The following is a 17,134-nucleotide window of genomic DNA, read 5'->3' as shown; positions in this document are numbered from 1 at the left end:
TGCGAACGAGACTAACGCGCGTCGAGGCGCATCGCGGGGAGATCGCACCCGCACGCCCCGCGACCGGTTAGATTCCGTGCGACGGAAGTAGGCCGAGGGGATGCGCCGATGTTGAATGTGGAGCAGGCACGCCGGGATACTCCGGGCTGCTTCGAACGGGTGTTCCTCGACAGCGCCGGATCGTCGTTGCCGCCCACACAGGTCGTCGACACGGTGGTCGCGCACCTGCGCCGCGAGGCCGAAGTGGGCGGATACGCGGCGGCGAACGAACGTCGCACCGATCTCGGCGCAGTGAAGACGTCCCTGGGCCGTCTCCTCGGTGCCCATGCCGAATCCGTTGCGCTCTCCGACAGCGCGTCGCGCGCCTGGACGTCCTTCTTCTATGCGGTCCCTCTGCGGCGCGGCGACCGCATCCTCCTCTCGCAAGCCGAGTACGCGGCCAACGCCGTGGCGGCACTTCAGCGCGCGCGAACCACCGGTGCGCAGGTCGAGGTGGTGCCGTCCGATCCGTCCGGGCGTATCGACCTCGACGCGCTGACCGGGATGCTCGACGAACGCGTCCGGCTGGTGTCGGTGGTGCATGCCCCCACCAACGGAGGGCTCGTCAACCCCGTACGCGAAGTGGCCGATGCCGCTCATGCGGTGGGTGCGCTGGTATTGCTCGACGCGTGCCAGTCGGTGGGCCAGTTGCCGGTCGATGCCGGCGAACTGGATGTCGATGCGCTCTCGGGCACCGGTCGCAAGTGGCTTCGCGGACCGCGCGGCACGGGCTTTCTGTACGTCCGGCCCCGGCTGATCCGCGAACTCGAGCCCGCCATGATCGATCTGCACAGCGCCGTTTGGACTGCCCCCGGCGAGTACGAATACGCCCCGGACGCCAACCGCTTCGAGATGTGGGAGGCCGACGTCGCGGCCAGGCTCGGGCTGGGCGCAGCAGTCGACTACCTGCTCGGTCTCGGGATCGACGAGGTGGCCGAGGCGGTCGGTTACCGCGCCGAGCACCTACGCGACGGCCTCGACCGCATACCGGGGGTGACGGTGCGAGATCTCGGCGACCGGCGCAGCGGGATCGTCTCCTTCACGGTGGGCGGCTGGGACCCGGGCGCGTTGCGGGATGCGCTCGCAGAGCAGTCGGTGACCGTGACGGTCAGCCATCGCAGTTCCACCCTGCTCGACATGTCCGCACGGCATCTCGAAGCGGTGGTCCGGGCCTCCCCTCACTACTTCGTCTCTCCCGCCGACGTGGACCGGTTCCTGGCCGCCGTCCGTACGCTCGCCGCGAGGTGAAACCGTCTCCACCTGCGCGGGTTCGCGTCGATCTGCGCAATCCGGTAGAGTGGATCAAGTTGTCTCGGCGAGGGTGAACCGCAGATGTTTCGGATCACCGTGATCGACGCGGCCGCGGCTTGATGAGCACTTGCTCCCGTCGCGCGTGCCGGCCCACTCGCCGAGAACACCCGACCACGAAGTGCCATCAGCGTAGGAGCCTTTTCATCATGTCCGACGAGAACAATCTCGTAGCCAGCGTCCGCACCGAGTTCGGCAAGGGCGCCGCGCGCCGCGCCCGTCGCGACGGTCAGGTCCCCGCCGTTCTGTACGGCCACAACACCGACCCGCAGCACCTCGCGCTCCCCTCGCGTGAGTTCGCCGCCGTCCTCCGTGCCCACGGCACCAACGCCATCCTGACCCTGGACATCGACGGCACCGAGCAGCTCGCGCTGACCAAGTCCGTCGTCGTCCACCCGATCCGCCGCTACATCGAGCATGCCGACCTGCTCGTCGTCAAGCGTGGCGAGAAGGTCACCGTCGAGGTACCCGTCGTTCTCGAGGGCGAGGCTGCAAGCGGCACGCTGGTCGTCAACGAGGTCAGCACCATCAAGATCGAGGCCGACGCGATGAACCTCCCCGAGGAGATCAAGATCTCCATCGAGGGCGTCGAGGCCGGTACCCAGATCCTCGCCGGTGGCGTCGAACTGCCTTCGGGCTCGGTGCTCCAGGACGATGCCGAGTTGCTGCTCGTGAACATCGTCGAGGCTCCGTCCGCCGACGACCTCGAGGGCGAAGAGGGCGCAGAAGAGGCCCCCGCCGCAGAAGAAGCAGCAGCAGCAGAAGAGGCCTGAGCCTTCACCGGTTCACCTCGAAATCACTCGTGCGGCGCGTCATCCTCCGGGGTGGCGCGCCGCACGTGGTTGTAGATACACGGAAGGACATGCACGTGAGCGAGGACACCGCGCTCGTCGTCGGGCTGGGGAACCCCGGACCGAAGTACGAGAACACCCGTCACAACATCGGCTTCATGGTGGCCGACGTGCTGGCGGGGCGGGTCGGCGGCAAGTTCGGCGCTCACAAGCGCAGCAATGCCGACATCGTCCAGGCACGCCTCGACGGTCGCCAGGTGATCATCGCCAAGCCCCGCACGTACATGAATCTTTCCGGTGGCCCGGTCGCGGCCCTTGCCAAATTCTTCTCGGTCGATCCGGCGAACATCGTGGTGATCCACGACGAACTCGACCTGGATTTCGAGACGATCAGGCTCAAGCAGGGCGGCGGTGAGAACGGGCACAACGGGCTGCGGTCGACGTCGTCGGCTCTCGGCACCAAGGACTACCTGCGGGTGCGCTTGGGCATCGGCCGTCCCCCCGGCCGGCAGGACCCCGCCGATTACGTACTCAAGCCCTTCTCCGCGGCGGAGCGCAAGGAACTCGCGGTGTGGTGCGAGGAAGGCGCCGACGCCGTGGAACTGTTGCTGCGCCTAGGGCTCGAAGGTGCCCAGAATCGCATCCACTGAGCAAGACCTCGGGCGGAGGCAAACGAATCCGGCCGAGAAGACCGTACGACTCGCCGAGTAAACTTGACGAGTTGCCGGCGACAGCCGCACCAGTCCCGCTTCGAGAGGTTTTCCGCGTTGAGCACCCCGCCCGCTTCGGCCGTCAGCGAATCCACCGGAGTCCCGAAGCCCAGATCAGGTAAGGAAGTGCGTGCCGAGGCGCAGCGTCGCCGCACGTTCGCAGTCATCTCGCACCCCGACGCCGGTAAGTCCACGCTCACCGAGGCTCTCGCGCTGCACGCGAAGGTCATCTCGGAGGCGGGTGCCGTGCACGGCAAGGCCGGGCGCAAGTCCACCGTCTCCGACTGGATGGAGATGGAGAAAGCGCGCGGTATTTCCGTCAGCTCCACCGCGCTGCAGTTCAACTACACCTCTTCCGAGTCGCCTGCCGGTAATGACGGGTCCGAGACGGTCAACGTCATCAACCTCGTCGACACACCCGGCCACTCCGACTTCTCGGAGGACACCTACCGCGTCCTGACCGCCGTCGACGCGGCCGTGATGCTCATCGACGCCGCAAAGGGTCTCGAGCCCCAGACGCTCAAGCTGTTCCAGGTATGCCGTCACCGCGGCATTCCGGTCATCACCGTCATCAACAAGTGGGACCGGCCCGGCCGCGCGCCGCTCGAACTGCTCGACGAGATCGACGAACGTATCGGCCTGACCCCGACGCCGCTGTTCTGGCCGGTCGGTATCGCCGGCGACTTCCGCGGTCTGCTGCGTCGCGGTGAGGACGGCATCGCCACCGAGTACGTCAAGTTCACCCGCACCGCCGGTGGTGCGAAGATCGCCCCCGAGGAACACCTGACCGCGGACGAGGCGTCCGACCGGGAAGGTGAGGTCTGGACCGAAGCCGCCGAGGAGTCCGAACTCCTCTCGGCGAGCGGCCAGGACCACGACCAGGAGATGTTCCTCGCCGGGCAGACCTCCCCGGTGATCTTCGCGTCCGCGATGCTCAACTTCGGTGTGCGCCAGATTCTCGACACCCTCGTCTCGCTGGCACCGCCGCCGCGCGCCCGGCTCGACATCGAGGGCAACCCGCGCAACGTCGACGACCCGTTCAGTGCCGTCGTGTTCAAGGTGCAGGCCGGTATGGACACCGCGCACCGGGACCGGCTTGCCTTCATGCGCGTCGTGTCGGGTGTGTTCGAACGCGGCATGGTGGTCACGCATGCCCAGACCGGAAAACCGTTCGCCACCAAGTACGCGCTCACCGTGTTCGGCCGCGAACGCACGACGGTGGAGAACGCCTACCCGGGTGACGTGGTGGGTCTGGTCAACGCGACCGCACTTGCGCCGGGCCACACCCTGTACGTCGACAAAAAGGTGGAGTTCCCGCCGATTCCGTCGTTCGCACCCGAGCACTTCGCGATCCTGCGCGCCGAAAGCGCCTCGAAATACAAGCAGTTCCGTAAGGCAGTCGATCAGCTCGACTCCGAGGGTGTCGTGCAGATTCTGCGCAACGACATCCGTGGTGACGCGTCGCCGGTCATGGCGGCAGTCGGTCCGATGCAGTTCGAGGTCGTCGCGGCGCGGATGAAGGCCGAGTACAACGTCGAGCCGAAGATCGAGCCGCTGGGCTACGCGCTCGCGCGTCGCACCGATGCCGACTCGGTCGACGAACTCAACCGGCAGCGCGGGGTCGAGGTGTTCATGCGATCCGACGGCGTGCTGCTCGCGCTCGTCAGCGACAAGTGGCGTCTGCAGTACATCCAGAAGGAACTTCCCGAGCTCACGCTCGAACCACTCGTCGCCGCCACGGACTGACCTCGTTACCGCCTGGTGCACCCGCTGGGTGCACCAGGCGGACTTTACTGATACTTTCCCTTCCGTCGATCCGACGTATCGGGCGGAATCAGGAGCAATCGATGAGCGACGACGCACCGGCCTCGGCCGGGGACGGCCTGCCCTCCGGCAAGCCGGGTGACGCACCCGCACGGTCCGGAGGACCGAAACGGTCGGGTACCTTCGTCTATCCGTTGCCGAGTACTCCGTTGCCGAGCAGCACGCCGCTCACCGGCCCGACTCGTCCCGGTTCTGCCGGTTCGGTCCGGCCGGATTCTTCCGACGAGTCCCCTCTCGGCGCCGGCGGTGCGAGCACCGAAAGCGAGCGCGTGATCGACCGCGCCCCGGCCGGCGGGGTCGACGCCGGCATCTTCGACGAAGGGACCACCCCGGTGAGCAGCACCAGCACGAACGGCACAGTCAACGGTGCGGGAACCGCATCGGACGATGCCCGCACAGCCGTCACCACCGCACCGACCCCCTCGCGGCGCAAAGCGATGGGTGTGGCCTCGGTCCGGATAGCGGCCCGTCTCGCACAGACCGAGTTGGGAAACACGGGCGGCAACGCCGACCCGACGTCCGACAACGACGAACTGCTCACGCTTCTGGGCGAGTACCTCCTCGCCGGCGGGCTCGAGAAGCCCGAACTCCACGCGACCCTCGGTGGTCAGCCCATCGTGGTGGACCTGCAGACACCGCAGCGCCACGCCCGCTGACCTCGTTCCCGGCGACGCGACCTGCGTGCGTGCCGCCGGAAGAACCCGTCAGGCGTCGAGCAGTGCCGTGATCGCCGTCTGATCGACCGCCTCCAGCGACGACGGCGACCACTTCGGGTGGCGGTCCTTGTCGACGAGCACGGAGCGCACTCCCTCGGCGAAGTCGGGGGTGAGCGCGATCCGCACCGCCACCCCGAGTTCGCGGGCGAAGCACTCCTCCAAAGTGCTTTCGGCGCCGCGTCGCAGCAGTTCGGCGGTGACCCAGACGCTCGTCGGCGACAGTGCGGTCAAGGCGTCGCGGGTCTTCTGCGCCCACGCGGAGTCGATGCCCGGATCGTCGGTGAGCCGGGCGAGCATGTCCAGCACGGTTCCGTCGCCGAAGACAGCCTCGATGTCGGTGAAGCGCCGCGCCAGATCCGACTCCGGTGCCGGTTCGACGTACGCGTCGAGTGCGTCCTGCCAGTGTCCGGCTCGGATCCGGTCTGCGAGTTCACCGATCCGCACGCTCGGCACGTAATGCGTCGCCAGGCCCACCGCGAGCGCGTCACCGGCATCGATCCGGGCGCCGGTGACGCCCAGGTACATGCCGACCGCGTCGCAGCGGGCGGTGGTGCCGCGCAGCCGCGGAAGGAAATGGCTCGACCCGACATCGGGGATGAAGCCGATCGCGGTTTCGGGCATTGCGAAGGTCGACTTCTCGGTGGCGATGCGCACGGCTCCGTGTACGGAGATGCCGAGTCCCCCGCCCATGGTGACGCCGTCGAGCAATGCGAGGTACGGCTTGGGGTAGGTAGCGACGAGGCGGTCGAGCCGGTACTCGTCGGAGAAGTATCCTCGGACGGCGTCGGCGTCTCCCTGCACGGCTGCCTCGCGTACCGGCTTGATGTCACCGCCCGCGCAGAACGCGCGATCGGACAGGCTGGTCACCAATACGGCCGTGATGTCGGGGTCGTCGCGCCAGGCCTCGAGCGGCGCATACATGTCGTGGATCATCGACCGGTCGAGCGCGTTGAGCGCGACGGATCGGTCGAGTTGCACTTCGCCGACACCATTGGCGACGCGTGTGCGGATGTAGGAGTCGTTCACGGGCCGGAGCCTACCGCCACGGGGCGGTATGTCGGTATGCGCGCACCACCTCCGGGGCTACGGAAACAGCTGTTCGCGCGTCCATCCCGAATCGTCGCGGCGATACCGCAGTCGCCGGTGCCGCCGACCGGGATCTGCCTGCCAGAACTCGACGGTCACGGGCTCTACGCACCAGGCTGTCCAGTGGGGCGAAACCCAGCCCGGGTCCGCCTCCAGCGTGTCGAGCCTGTCCTGCACCAGCCGGTCGTAGTCGCCCGGGTCGTCGAGGACCGCGCTCTGCCTGCCGGTCGACGCAACGGCACGGGCGAGCGTGGATCGTTCGACGAAGTCGCGGGCACAGACCTCCCGGTCGCCGGAGTGGACTGCACCCCGCAGCCTGACCTGACGGCCGTGCTCGCGCCAGTAGAACGTCAGGGCCGCCGCAGGCGTCGTCCCGAGGTGACGACCTTTCGGGGACCGGTCGTCGCCGGAGAACCACCAGCCCTCCGCGGTCACATCCTTGAGCAGCAGCACCCGGGCGTCGGGCCACCCGTCCTCGTCGACCGTGGACAGCGTCGCTGCGTGCGGCTCCCCGAGACCGGCGTCGACGGCGTCGGTCAGCCAGCGCAGGAACAGATCCTGTGGTCGCGGGGTAGCCTCGGGCCCCGGGGGAGGCGCAGTGGTCGAGACAGGAATCGCCCTGACCCAGGCGCGAACGTCGGGGAACTGCTCGAGGTGCGGGATCTCGGCCACAGCGGAAGGGTAACGACCCGCCTCGCCCGGTGACGTCGCCGGTCTCAGTCCTCACCCGTGGCGGAATCGCCGGTGAGCGGCCCCACGAGCATCCACCGGTGACCGAACGGGTCGAGCAGGGTCGCGTTGCGATGCCCGTGGCTTTCGTTGATCCATCGTTCCACCGCACCACCGGCGGTGCGGGCACGGGCGAGAACGGCGTCGGCGTCGGCGACCGGAAGCATCAGACTCACCGACGATGCACCGGCCTGCGGCGCCGTGAGTCCCATCTCGGGAAACTCCTCCGCGAGGTACACCATGCCGGTGGGAAAGCTCAGCTCGGCGTGGCCGATCCGTCCGTCCTCCATCACCACCGGGTCAGCGACGAGTGCGGCGCCGAAAACGCCGGTGTACCAATCGATTGCCTCCCACGCCTTGGAGACGGTGAGGTACGGCAGGGCGCCGGCGGCCGGGAAGCCGTCGTCGGAGCTGGTCGACATCTGCGAAGGATCTCCGTTCGATTACGAGGCGCGAGGCTGGTTCGACAGCATCGCCCACCGGTTGGTGGTCAACCGGAAGTTCGGCAGGTCTGTCAAGAAAGTCACCGTCTCCCAGTTACGTTCGTAGCCGGTGTGGGCGATGCGCCATTTGCCGTCGTCGCCCAGGACGTACCGGTCGAAGTAATGCGCCGACCCGCGCAGCACCATTCCGTCCTCGGGCACCATGATCGTGTCGGCCAGCAGCCACACCCCGGTGGCGCTGGTGCCGTCGGCCGAGATCTCGATCTCGGGGTGACTGCACTGGTGCTCGGTGACCATCCGGTTGCCGAGCGTGTTCTCGAGGAAACCGAGAAAGGCGTCGCGCGACTCGAAACTGAGATGTTCGCCGTACACGGCCGTGGCGTCGGGCATGAGGGTGTCGGACAGTTCGATCCACGATTTCGTATCCAGCGAGCGCAAGTAGCGGTACTTCAGCCGCTCGACCTCCGCCACCGCCGCCAGATCCATCGCCGGGCCTCCCGTCACGAGGTACCTGCAGGTACCCGTCTCAGGCTAGTCCGGAATTGTCTCCGCGGGCGCGCAATTCGGAGACTCACGGCGGGCATCGATTGCGTTTCGGTCACAGCACGAAAGCCGGATCACGGCGCAGGGCGAAGTCCCCGGACCGTGGTCTCCACGACGAGTTCGGCGTACGCGTCGTCTTCGGCCGGCTCGGGGGTCGTCAGGGCGAACAGCGCGTGACTCAGGACCGCGCCGGTCACCAATTCCAGCAGCAGCGTCGCCGAAGTGTCCGGCGGCAGATCGCCGCGCTCGACCGCCCTGTGCACGATCGTGCGTGCGGCGAGCAGACGGCTCTTGTTCAGCGTGTGGGTCAGCCGCGCCAGCAACTCCGGATTGACCCGGGCGTCGAGCGCGACCCGGAGACTGACCAGTCCCGGTGTCGTGCGATAGCCCTGCAACAACTGGCGCGCGAGTTCGACGAGGTCGGATCGGAGATCTCCGGTGTCGATCGGCACCGGCAGGGGACTGCGCGCCTCGAGCGCCTGGACGAGCAGATCGTCCTTGCTCGCCCATCGGCGGTAGAGGGCGGCTCGGCCCACCCGTGCGCGCCGGCCGACCGCATCGAGGGTGAATCCCCGCCAGCTCGTCTCGGAGTACACCTCCAGTACCGCGTCGAAGACTCGATCCTCGAGGTCCGCGTCGCGCGGCCGGCCACGGCGTCGAGGGGGTGCTACATCGGTCACCACCCGAGTGTGCCAGACCTCCTCCATATTTACAGACTGAAATTGTCCGTATTAGGCTGTGGGCGTCCCCGTCCCTCCCCGACGAAGTATTCGAAGGAACGCCATGACAGACCCCACCCGGGTGCCGGTCGTGATCGGCGTCGGCGACCTGCGCTCCGGCCGCGCCGGCTCGCCCGCCGACCCACGCGAACCGCTCGACCTCATCCACGAGGCCACCGCGGCCGCCCTTACCGACACCGGTGTCGCACGCGACGACCTCGTCTCGCGCATCGACACCATCCGGGCGGTCAAGACTGCAAGCTGGTCCTACGACGATCTGCCGGGCCTCCTCGGCGAACGACTCGGGGCCGCACCCGTCCACACGTCCACCACGCCCATCGGCGGACACTGGCCGGCAGCACTGCTCGATCGCATCGCCCACGACATCGCCGACGGCACGAGCACCGTCGCGCTGCTCGTCGGCGGCGAAGCACAGGCCTCGGTGACCAACGCGTTCAAGGCGGGCACCGACCCGGCGTCCCTCGGCTGGACGACCGCTCCCGGCGGCCCGCCCGCATTCGACCCGGACGACCTGGGCAGCCCGGCCATGCAGCGCGCGGGACTGATCGCACCGACCCGCGTCTACCCCCTCTTCGAGAACCGGCTCAGCCACGACCTCGGGCACACGCGTGAGGAGTCGATCGACTGGTCCGCCCAGCTCTACGCTGCCTTCTCCGAGATCGCCGGCAACAACCCGGCCGCCTGGAACCCCACCCTGCGGACCGCCGACGACATCCGGAACCCCGGGCCCGGCAACCGCATGGTCACCGACCCGTATCCGCTGCTGTGCAACGCGATGCCGTTCGTCGACCAGGCCGCCGCCGTTGTCGTCACCTCTCTCGCGACGGCACGGGAACTCGGCGTCGCCGACGACCACGTGCTCTACGTCTGGGGTGGCGCCGGAGCCACGGATACGCCGGACGTCCTCGCCCGCGGCGATCTCGGCCGGTCCGCCGCCCTGGCGGATTCCCTGCGCCGCGCCCTCGCCGCCACCGATCTCAAACCCGAAGACTTCGACATCGTCGACGCGTACAGCTGTTTCCCGGTGGTCCCCAAACTGCTCGTCGAGCACCTGGGCCTGCCGCGCGACACGGTGCCGTCCGTCACCGGCGGGCACTCGTTCTTCGGCGGACCGCTCAACAGCTACACGCTGCACTCGATCGTCGCGGTCGCACAGCGACTCCGCCGGGACGGTGAACTCGCCCTCGTGCACGGCAACGGCGGATACCTGACGTACCAGCACGTCGTCGTCCTCGGATGTGCCCCGCACACCGACGGGTACGTGGGAGACCCCGAACCGGTCCAGCTGCCCCCGACCGCACCCGAATCGGCCCAGGACTACACCGGCGACGTCGAGATCGTCACCGCCACCGCCGAATACGGACGTGACGGCAACCCGTCCGTCGGATTCCTCGTCGGCACCACACCCGACGGCAGGCGGGTGTCGGGCCACACCGACGCGGCGGGTGCCGCGATCCTCTCGGCCGGCGCGGACCTCATCGGCACCGTCGTGCACGTGACCGACAACGGCGGGCAACTCACCGTTGCCCGCATCGAGACCACTTCCTCCGAGGAGCACACGCAGTGACCGAACCGATCGTTCTCGTCGAACAGCGCGACCACACGCTGATCGTCACCATCAACCGCCCCAAGGCCGCCAACAGCATCAACGCCGACGTGCACCGCGCGCTCGGAGAGGCATGGGAACGCGCAGCCGACGACCGCACCGTGCGCGCCGTGGTCCTCACCGGCGCCGGCGACGCCGTGTTCTGCGGCGGAGCCGACCTGAAGGCACTCGGCACGGCCGGCCCGGACGGTGTCACTCCCCCCGACACGGCGCACTGGGGATTCGCGGGCGTCGTCAAGCATCACATCGCGAAGCCGATCATCGCCGCGGTGAACGGCACCGCACTCGGCGGCGGCACCGAACTGGCCCTCGCAAGCGATCTCGTGGTCGCCTCCGAGACAGCGGAATTCGGCCTCCCCGAAGTTCATCGGGGGCTGATCGCCGGAGCGGGCGGCGTGTTCCGCATCGGGCAGGCGATTCCTCGGGCGATCGCGATGGAACTCGTCCTCACCGGTAAGCCGATGCCGGCGGCCGAGGCGCTGCGCTGGGGCCTCGTCAATCGCGTCGTGCCGCAGGCCGACGTGCTGACCACCGCACTCGATCTTGCCGCGCAGATCGCCACCGGAGCGCCCCTGGCCGTGCAGGCGAGCAAGACCGTTGCCCGCGGCATCGTCGACGGGCATGTTTCGTCGGAAGACCAGTCGTGGGAACTGACCGAGAAAGCCCTCGCGCGGCTGACGACCAGCGCCGACACCCTCGAAGGCGTCATGGCCTTCATGCAGAAGCGCGAACCCGTCTGGAAGGGCGAATGACGATGACCACCACCGAAGTCCTGCGCTGGGACACCGACGAACAGAAGGCGCTGCGGCAGCTCGCCGCCGACTTCACTCGCAAGGAGATCGTTCCCCATCTCGACACATGGGAGCGTGAGGGTGCGATTCCGCGCGAACTCCATCGCAAGGCGGCCGAAGCCGGACTGCTCGGCGCATCCGTCGCCGAGGAGCACGGCGGTTCCGGCGGCAACGCCCTCGACATGCTCACCATCCTCGAGCAGATCATCCTGTCGGGTGGATCGTCGGGCCTGATTTCGGCACTGTTCAGCCACGGCATCGCGACCCCGCACATCATCGCGTCCGGCAACACCGACCTCATCGATCGATACGCGCGTCCCGCACTCGAGGGCACGAAGATCGGTGCGCTCGCGATCACCGAGCCCAGTGGAGGTTCGGACGTCGCGAACATCCGCACCACCGCGCGTCGCGACGGTGACGACTACGTCATCAACGGTGCCAAGCTCTATATCACCTCCGGCACCCGCGCGGACTTCGTCACCACCGCCGTCAGGACCGGCGACGCCGGAGCCGGCGGCATCTCGCTGATCGTCGTCCCTACCGACACACCGGGTTTCACGGTCTCGCGCAAGCTCGACAAGATGGGCTGGCTGTGCTCGGACACCGCCGAACTGTTCTACGACGACGTGCGGGTCCCGGCGTCGAATCTCATCGGTGCGGAGAACTCGGCCTTCGGCCAGATCGCTCAGCAGTTCCAGGGTGAGCGACTGTCGCTGGCCTTCCAGGCCGTGGCCACCGCACAGCGCTGCTTCGACCTGACCGTCGAGTGGGTCAAGTCCCGGGAGACCATGGGTCGTCCGCTGTCCAAGCGTCAGGTCGTGCGGCATCGTCTCGCCGATCTTGCCACCGAAATCACTGCCGCACAGACGTTCTGCCGTTCGGTTGCAGAACGCTGGGTCAACGGTGAGGGCATGCTCCTCGAGACCTCGATGGCCAAGAACAACGCGGTGAAGGTCTGCGACACCGCCGTCATGGAAGCGGTTCAGCTCGCCGGCGGCATCGGACTCATGCGCGAAAGCGAGGTCGAGCGTCACTTCCGCGACGCCCGTGTCCTCGGAATCGGCGGTGGCACCACCGAAATCATGAACGAGATCATCAGCAAGCTGCTGGGTCTGTAACCCCCCCCCCCCCCGATATGCCGACGGCCGAGGATTCCGGCCGTCGGCAGGTCGGTCTCAGCGCTCGCCCTCCCGGCTCCCGGGATCGCTTCTGCGTCGCAGAACTTCGAGCCCCGCTACTGCGGCAATCGCGATCACCACGTGCATCGCCGCCAGCGCAACGGTGCTCGCGCCGTCGAAATCGGCCGCGGCCGTTCCCTGGATCGTAGCGAGCGGCAGCACCACACCGACGACCTGCGCGACACGCAGGAAGCCCCGCCACCACAGGCCGAGCAGGGTGGCAACAGTGAGACCTGCTGCCAGCGGGACCACCGTCATCAGCACGACACCAGCGGGTGCCGCAGCGGACACCGTACCGGCGTCGGTGTACTCGAACGAACCACCGGCGACGAGTCCGGCGAGCCACAACACGAGATTGACCACCAGCGCAGCCAGCACGGTCGCCGCCACTGTCACCGGCGCACCCATACTGCGTAAACCCGTTGGAACAGAATATGATCGAGACGATTCGGTCGAGGTCATGGATTCTCCTTCACAGGTGCTGTCATCGACGACACCCATGTTCCGACCTCGAGCCGACTCGAGGTCAAGACCCCGAGCCGTCGAATCCCTGTCGGCTCAGCCCACGTCGTCGGCGAGTTCCATCCACTGCTCCTCGGCGGCTTCCTTCTCCGCCACCACTTCACGCAGTTCGGCGTCGAGCTTCTGCAGCTTGTCCGGGTCGGTGGCCGCCTCGGCCAAGCGCACGTGCAACTTCGCCTCACGCTCGTCGAGTTTGGCGATCGCACGCTCGAGGCGTGAGAGTTCCTTGCGGGCCGCCCGGTCCGCGGCGCCGTCGCGCTTCGCCGGCGCCGCTCCCCCGTCACCCGGCTTGGACACCGTCGACGCGACCGACACCACGCCTTCGTCGCCCATCGCCGCGCGCCGGCGGAGGTATTCCTCGATACCGCCGGGAAGGTTGGTGAGCTTGCCGTCGCCGAACAACGCCCACGTCGAATCACAGAGGCGTTCGATCAGGAAGCGGTCGTGACTGATGACGACGAGGGTTCCGGCCCAGCCGTCGAGCAGGTCCTCGAGCTGCTGCAACGTATCGATGTCGAGATCGTTGGTGGGCTCGTCGAGCAGGAGAACGTTAGGCTCGGCCATGAGCACCCGCGTGAGCTGCAGTCGTCGCCGCTCGCCTCCGGACAGGTCCCCGACGGGCGTGCGCTGGCGTGCGGGAGTGAAACCCAGCCGCTCGGCGAGCTGCCCGGCCGAGACTTCCTTGTCGCCCAGCATGATCCGCTCGGCCACGTCCTTGACGGCGTCGAGAACGCGCATGTCGGTGGGAAGGTCGTCGAGTTCCTGCCGCAGCCAGCCGATTTCGACGGTCTGACCCTGGATGCGCCGCCCCGACGCCGGTTCGAGTTCGCCGGCGAGAGTACGCAACAGGGTCGTCTTGCCCGACCCGTTGACGCCGACCAGGCCGATCCGCTCTCCGGGCCCGAGCCGCCACGTCAGGTCGTGTACGAGTTCACGGCCGTCCGGGGTGGTCAGGGTCGCGTTCTCGAGTTCGATGACGACGCGGCCGAGCCGTCGTTTCGCGAACGAGGCCAGTGCCACCGAATCGCGCGGTGGTGGCACGTTCGCGATCAGCGCTTCCGCGGACTCGATGCGGTAGCGGGGCTTGGACGTGCGGGCCGGAGCGCCGCGCCGCAACCACGCCAGTTCCTTGCGAGCGAGATTCTGGCGCCGTTCCTCCATGGCATCGGCCTGCCGCGACCGTTCGGCCCGCGCGAAGATCCAGTCGTTGTAGCCACCCTCGTAGCTTTCGACCTTGCCGCCGACGACCTCCCAGGTCCGGGTGGCGACCGTGTCGAGGAACCAGCGATCGTGCGTCACGACGACGAGGGCGCTGCGCCGCGAGATGAGGTGCTCGGCGAGCCACTGGACTCCCTCGACGTCGAGGTGGTTGGTGGGCTCGTCGAGGACCAGCAGATCGAGATCCTGAACGAGAGCGGCCGCGAGTGCGACGCGGCGGCGCTCACCGCCCGACAGTCCGTCCACCACCGCATCGAGACCGAGTTTGTCGATGCCGATGCCGGTCAGCACCGACCGGATCCGGGAGTCGCCGGCCCATTCGTGGTCTGCGACGCCGAGGGGACCGAGAACCACGTCTGCGACCGAGGACCCGGGGGGCAGCACTCCGCGCTGGGTCACCACCGCCATCCGAAGACCGCCGACCCGGCTCACGCGGCCGGAGTCGGGTTCTTCGATGCCGGCGAGGACCTCGAGCATCGTGGTCTTGCCACCGCCGTTGAGACCGACCACACCGATGCGTTCGCCCTCCTCCACGCCGAGAGACACCGATTCGAGCAACGGCTTGACGCCGAAGGACTTCGAGACCTGTTCGAGATTGATCAGATTCGCCACGTGGAGCAATGCCTTCCGGAGTGTTCAGTGATGTGCGGTGTCGGTGTCGGCCACGACGCGGGCGCCCGGAACCGGGCCGGACGCGACGCGGACGGTGCGGCACACCCCGGCCCCGGCCAGTTCGGCGCTGACGGTGACGGCCGCGTGATGGTCGGCGACGAGGAATGCGCAGGTCGGTCCGGAGCCGGACACCAGGCCAGCGAGGGCTCCCGCGTCGATGCCCGCTCGGAGCGTGCGACGAAGTTTGGGATCGAGCGACAGCGCTGCGGCCTGCAGATCGTTGCCGAGCAGCGGTGCGAGTTCGTGCGGGTCGCCGGAAGCGAGTGCCGACAGCACGTCGTCGGAGTCGCCGACGCGGTGAGGATCGCCGCTCTCGCGCAGTCTGTCGAGCTCGCGGAAGACCACAGGTGTGGACAACCCGCCCTTGGCCAGCGCCAGGACCCAGTGGAAGGTTCCGCGGGTGAGCACGGGCACGAGTCGTTCGCCGCGACCGGTGCCGAGTGCAGTTCCGCCGTGCAAGCAGAACGGCACATCGCTGCCGAGTTGCGCCGCGAACCCGTCGAGTTCGTCGCGCGAGGCCCCCAGTCCCCACAGAGCGTCGAGGGCGACGAGGGTCGCGGCCGCATCAGCACTGCCGCCTGCCATCCCCCCTGCGACGGGAATGCCCTTGGCGATGGTGATCGCCACCTCGGGCGCACGGCCGGCGCGTTCGGCGAGCAGTTCTGCGGCGCGCCACGCGAGGTTGGTCGAATCGGTGGGCACCGCGCCGGCGTCGGCACCGGAGACGTGCACGCTGAGCTTGTCCGCGCCCACCACCGAAACCTCGTCGTAGAGCGACAATGCCTGGAATACGGTGTGCAGATCGTGGTAACCGTCGGGGCGCAGATCGCCGACCGCCAGATGCAGGTTGACCTTGGACGGGGCTCGCACGATGACGGGAGCCGGGACGACGGAAAGCACGAGTACACAGCTTACCCGCGCGGCGACGAGGACCCGGACCGCCGCTCGGTGAGCGGGTGGATCGGGGTGGCGGCCTCAGATCCCGAGGACCACCGTCCTATCGAAGGAGGCACTTCGCGCTCATGAGGACAGGATCGGTCCGCAATTCGTGCGATGGTCGGACCATGCGCGAAACCTCGGCCCGATTGCTGCGACTGCTGTCGCTTCTGCAGATGCGGCGGGAGTGGTCCGGCACCGAACTTGCCGACCGCCTCCGGATCACCCCGAGAACCGTCCGTCGCGACGTCGAGAAGCTACGGGACCTCGGCTATCCGGTGGACTCGACGGTCGGAGTAGGTGGTGGTTACCGGCTCGGCACGGGCGCCGAGATGCCTCCCCTGCTGCTGGACGACGACGAGGTCGTCGCCGTCGCGTTGGCGCTGCGATCGGGTGCCACACACTCGGTCAGCGGGATCGGCGACGCCGAAACCCGCGCGCTCGCGAAACTGCGGCAGGTCATGCCGTCGCGCATCCGCTCCCGGCTCGAGGCGCTACAGGTGGACGTCGTCGACCGCGGCCCCGCCGAGTCGGCGGTGGATGCGGGCTTGCTGACCACCGTCGCGGCCGTGTGTCACGCACACGAGCGGTTGCGCTTCGACTACCGCACCCACGACGGGGCGTCGTCTCGGCGCGAGGTCGAGCCGCACCGGGTGGTGCGCTCCGGAGTGCGCTGGTACCTCGTGGCGTGGGATCTCCAGCGGGACGGGTGGCGTTCGTTCCGCCTGGATCGGATGGACCCCAAAACTCCCACCGGTCCCCGCTTCACCCCTCGGGAACTGCCACCCGGCGGGGCTGCGGAGTTCGTCGCGCGAGGAATCATGAGGGGAACCTCGTCCGTCACCGCCAGGGTGCTCCTGCATGCGCCGTTCGACACGGTCGCGCCGCGAGTGGACGGCTGGTGGGGCACGATCGAGCCGGTGGACGACGAGCACTGCGCGCTCGGGCTGGGAGGGAGTTCCCTCGAGTCGATTGCCGACTGGCTCGCAGCATTCGAGGTGGACTTCACCGTCCTCGATCCCCCGGAACTGCGCGACGCCTGTGGTCTGGCCGCCCGTCGTCACACCGTGATCGCGGAGCGGTATCTGCGGGCGTGACCTCTGCCAGGAGTCGTCGGGCCCCTGAGAAATACAGCTGGGGCCGGCACCCGAAGCGGGTGCCGGCCCCAGCCGGAGAAAGTTGGTGTCAGCCGATAACGGTGACGCCGGTGGCCTGCGGGCCCTTCTGGCCCTGGCCGATCTCGAAGCTCACGCGCTGGTTCTCCTCGAGGGTGCGGAAGCCG

18 protein-coding genes are annotated in these 17,134 nt (G+C 68.1%); 9 read left to right on the top strand and 9 right to left on the bottom strand.

Annotation, left to right across the window (positions count from 1 at the left end; genetic code table 11):
- Positions 1–108 precede the first annotated feature (108 nt).
- From RDCOP1_RS08840 to RDCOP1_RS08820, 5 genes are all read left to right on the top strand, one after another.
- The gene (locus RDCOP1_RS08840) at positions 109–1,287 is read left to right on the top strand and encodes an aminotransferase class V-fold PLP-dependent enzyme (RefSeq protein ID WP_072699771.1); all 1,179 of its coding nucleotides are present in this window, start codon (positions 109–111) and stop codon (positions 1,285–1,287) included.
- 209 nt (positions 1,288–1,496) lie between these two features.
- Entirely contained in the window at positions 1,497–2,120 is a 624-nt protein-coding gene (locus RDCOP1_RS08835; protein WP_072699770.1) for a 50S ribosomal protein L25/general stress protein Ctc, read from the top strand.
- Positions 2,121–2,215: 95 nt separating this feature from the next.
- Entirely contained in the window at positions 2,216–2,788 is a 573-nt protein-coding gene (gene pth, locus RDCOP1_RS08830; protein WP_072700337.1) for an aminoacyl-tRNA hydrolase, read from the top strand.
- A gap of 117 nt (positions 2,789–2,905) precedes the next feature.
- Positions 2,906–4,594, top strand: coding sequence for a peptide chain release factor 3 (locus tag RDCOP1_RS08825; RefSeq protein ID WP_072699769.1), 1,689 nt, complete (start codon positions 2,906–2,908; stop codon positions 4,592–4,594).
- 101 nt (positions 4,595–4,695) lie between these two features.
- Positions 4,696–5,328 (top strand): hypothetical protein, encoded by a 633-nt coding sequence (locus tag RDCOP1_RS08820; RefSeq protein WP_084722518.1) that lies wholly within the window; start codon positions 4,696–4,698, stop codon positions 5,326–5,328.
- 48 nt (positions 5,329–5,376) lie between these two features.
- Here RDCOP1_RS08820 and RDCOP1_RS08815 read toward each other — a convergent pair whose 3' ends face one another.
- From RDCOP1_RS08815 to RDCOP1_RS08795, 5 genes are all read right to left on the bottom strand, one after another.
- Positions 5,377–6,414 carry an enoyl-CoA hydratase/isomerase family protein gene (locus tag RDCOP1_RS08815; protein ID WP_072699768.1) on the bottom strand — a complete coding sequence of 346 codons (1,038 nt, stop codon included), beginning with the start codon at positions 6,412–6,414 and terminating at the stop codon, positions 5,377–5,379.
- Between the two features lie 57 nt (positions 6,415–6,471).
- Positions 6,472–7,146, bottom strand: coding sequence for a pyridoxine/pyridoxamine 5'-phosphate oxidase (locus RDCOP1_RS08810; RefSeq protein ID WP_072699767.1), 675 nt, complete (start codon positions 7,144–7,146; stop codon positions 6,472–6,474).
- Positions 7,147–7,190: 44 nt separating this feature from the next.
- The gene (locus tag RDCOP1_RS08805) at positions 7,191–7,625 is read right to left on the bottom strand and encodes a VOC family protein (RefSeq protein ID WP_072699766.1); all 435 of its coding nucleotides are present in this window, start codon (positions 7,623–7,625) and stop codon (positions 7,191–7,193) included.
- Between the two features lie 21 nt (positions 7,626–7,646).
- Positions 7,647–8,132, bottom strand: a complete 486-nt coding sequence (locus RDCOP1_RS08800; RefSeq protein ID WP_072699765.1) for a nuclear transport factor 2 family protein — start codon at positions 8,130–8,132, stop codon at positions 7,647–7,649.
- A gap of 131 nt (positions 8,133–8,263) precedes the next feature.
- Complete coding sequence (locus RDCOP1_RS08795; protein WP_072700333.1) at positions 8,264–8,869, bottom strand: TetR/AcrR family transcriptional regulator; 606 nt, start codon at positions 8,867–8,869, stop codon at positions 8,264–8,266.
- 103 nt (positions 8,870–8,972) lie between these two features.
- Between RDCOP1_RS08795 and RDCOP1_RS08790 the strand changes: the two genes are divergently transcribed.
- From RDCOP1_RS08790 to RDCOP1_RS08780, 3 genes are read left to right on the top strand one after another with little or no spacing between them, the layout of a single operon-like run.
- Positions 8,973–10,496 carry a TLP1 C-terminal extension domain-containing protein gene (locus RDCOP1_RS08790; RefSeq protein ID WP_072699764.1) on the top strand — a complete coding sequence of 508 codons (1,524 nt, stop codon included), beginning with the start codon at positions 8,973–8,975 and terminating at the stop codon, positions 10,494–10,496.
- Positions 10,493–11,287, top strand: a complete 795-nt coding sequence (locus tag RDCOP1_RS08785) for an enoyl-CoA hydratase/isomerase family protein (protein ID WP_072699763.1) — start codon at positions 10,493–10,495, stop codon at positions 11,285–11,287. Before RDCOP1_RS08790 ends, RDCOP1_RS08785 begins: the two co-directional genes overlap by 4 nt.
- Before the next feature lie 2 nt (positions 11,288–11,289).
- Positions 11,290–12,444, top strand: a complete 1,155-nt coding sequence (locus RDCOP1_RS08780; RefSeq protein ID WP_072699762.1) for an acyl-CoA dehydrogenase family protein — start codon at positions 11,290–11,292, stop codon at positions 12,442–12,444.
- Positions 12,445–12,501: 57 nt separating this feature from the next.
- On the opposite strand, the gene RDCOP1_RS08775 is transcribed toward RDCOP1_RS08780, so the two are convergent.
- The 3 genes from RDCOP1_RS08775 to RDCOP1_RS08765 form a co-directional block, all read right to left on the bottom strand.
- Entirely contained in the window at positions 12,502–12,900 is a 399-nt protein-coding gene (locus RDCOP1_RS08775; protein ID WP_371836812.1) for a DUF6069 family protein, read from the bottom strand.
- Between the two features lie 162 nt (positions 12,901–13,062).
- The gene (locus tag RDCOP1_RS08770; RefSeq protein ID WP_072699760.1) at positions 13,063–14,856 is read right to left on the bottom strand and encodes an ABC-F family ATP-binding cassette domain-containing protein; all 1,794 of its coding nucleotides are present in this window, start codon (positions 14,854–14,856) and stop codon (positions 13,063–13,065) included.
- A gap of 24 nt (positions 14,857–14,880) precedes the next feature.
- Positions 14,881–15,816, bottom strand: coding sequence for a 4-(cytidine 5'-diphospho)-2-C-methyl-D-erythritol kinase (locus tag RDCOP1_RS08765; protein WP_072699759.1), 936 nt, complete (start codon positions 15,814–15,816; stop codon positions 14,881–14,883).
- Positions 15,817–15,980: 164 nt separating this feature from the next.
- Between RDCOP1_RS08765 and RDCOP1_RS08760 the strand changes: the two genes are divergently transcribed.
- Entirely contained in the window at positions 15,981–16,949 is a 969-nt protein-coding gene (locus RDCOP1_RS08760; protein WP_072699758.1) for a helix-turn-helix transcriptional regulator, read from the top strand.
- Positions 16,950–17,037: 88 nt separating this feature from the next.
- Here RDCOP1_RS08760 and RDCOP1_RS08755 read toward each other — a convergent pair.
- A partial coding sequence (locus RDCOP1_RS08755; protein WP_143152187.1) for a cold-shock protein occupies positions 17,038–17,134 on the bottom strand: 97 nt, incomplete at its 5' end.

The sequence above is a fragment of the Rhodococcus coprophilus NBRC 100603 genome (assembly GCF_001895045.1).
Classification (GTDB): Bacteria; Actinomycetota; Actinomycetes; order Mycobacteriales; family Mycobacteriaceae; genus Rhodococcus; species Rhodococcus coprophilus.
This window is presented reverse-complemented; position numbering and strand designations above follow the sequence as displayed.

Coding starts and splice junctions, on each gene's coding strand:
- RDCOP1_RS08840 (WP_072699771.1), top strand. CDS start 109: ATGTTGAATGTGGAGCAGGCACGCCGGGATACTCCGGGCTGCTTCGAA.
- RDCOP1_RS08780 (WP_072699762.1), top strand. CDS start 11,290: ATGACCACCACCGAAGTCCTGCGCTGGGACACCGACGAACAGAAGGCG.
- RDCOP1_RS08800 (WP_072699765.1), bottom strand. CDS start 8,132: ATGGATCTGGCGGCGGTGGCGGAGGTCGAGCGGCTGAAGTACCGCTAC.
- RDCOP1_RS08820 (WP_084722518.1), top strand. CDS start 4,696: ATGAGCGACGACGCACCGGCCTCGGCCGGGGACGGCCTGCCCTCCGGC.
- RDCOP1_RS08805 (WP_072699766.1), bottom strand. CDS start 7,625: ATGTCGACCAGCTCCGACGACGGCTTCCCGGCCGCCGGCGCCCTGCCG.
- RDCOP1_RS08760 (WP_072699758.1), top strand. CDS start 15,981: ATGCGCGAAACCTCGGCCCGATTGCTGCGACTGCTGTCGCTTCTGCAG.
- RDCOP1_RS08835 (WP_072699770.1), top strand. CDS start 1,497: ATGTCCGACGAGAACAATCTCGTAGCCAGCGTCCGCACCGAGTTCGGC.
- RDCOP1_RS08790 (WP_072699764.1), top strand. CDS start 8,973: ATGACAGACCCCACCCGGGTGCCGGTCGTGATCGGCGTCGGCGACCTG.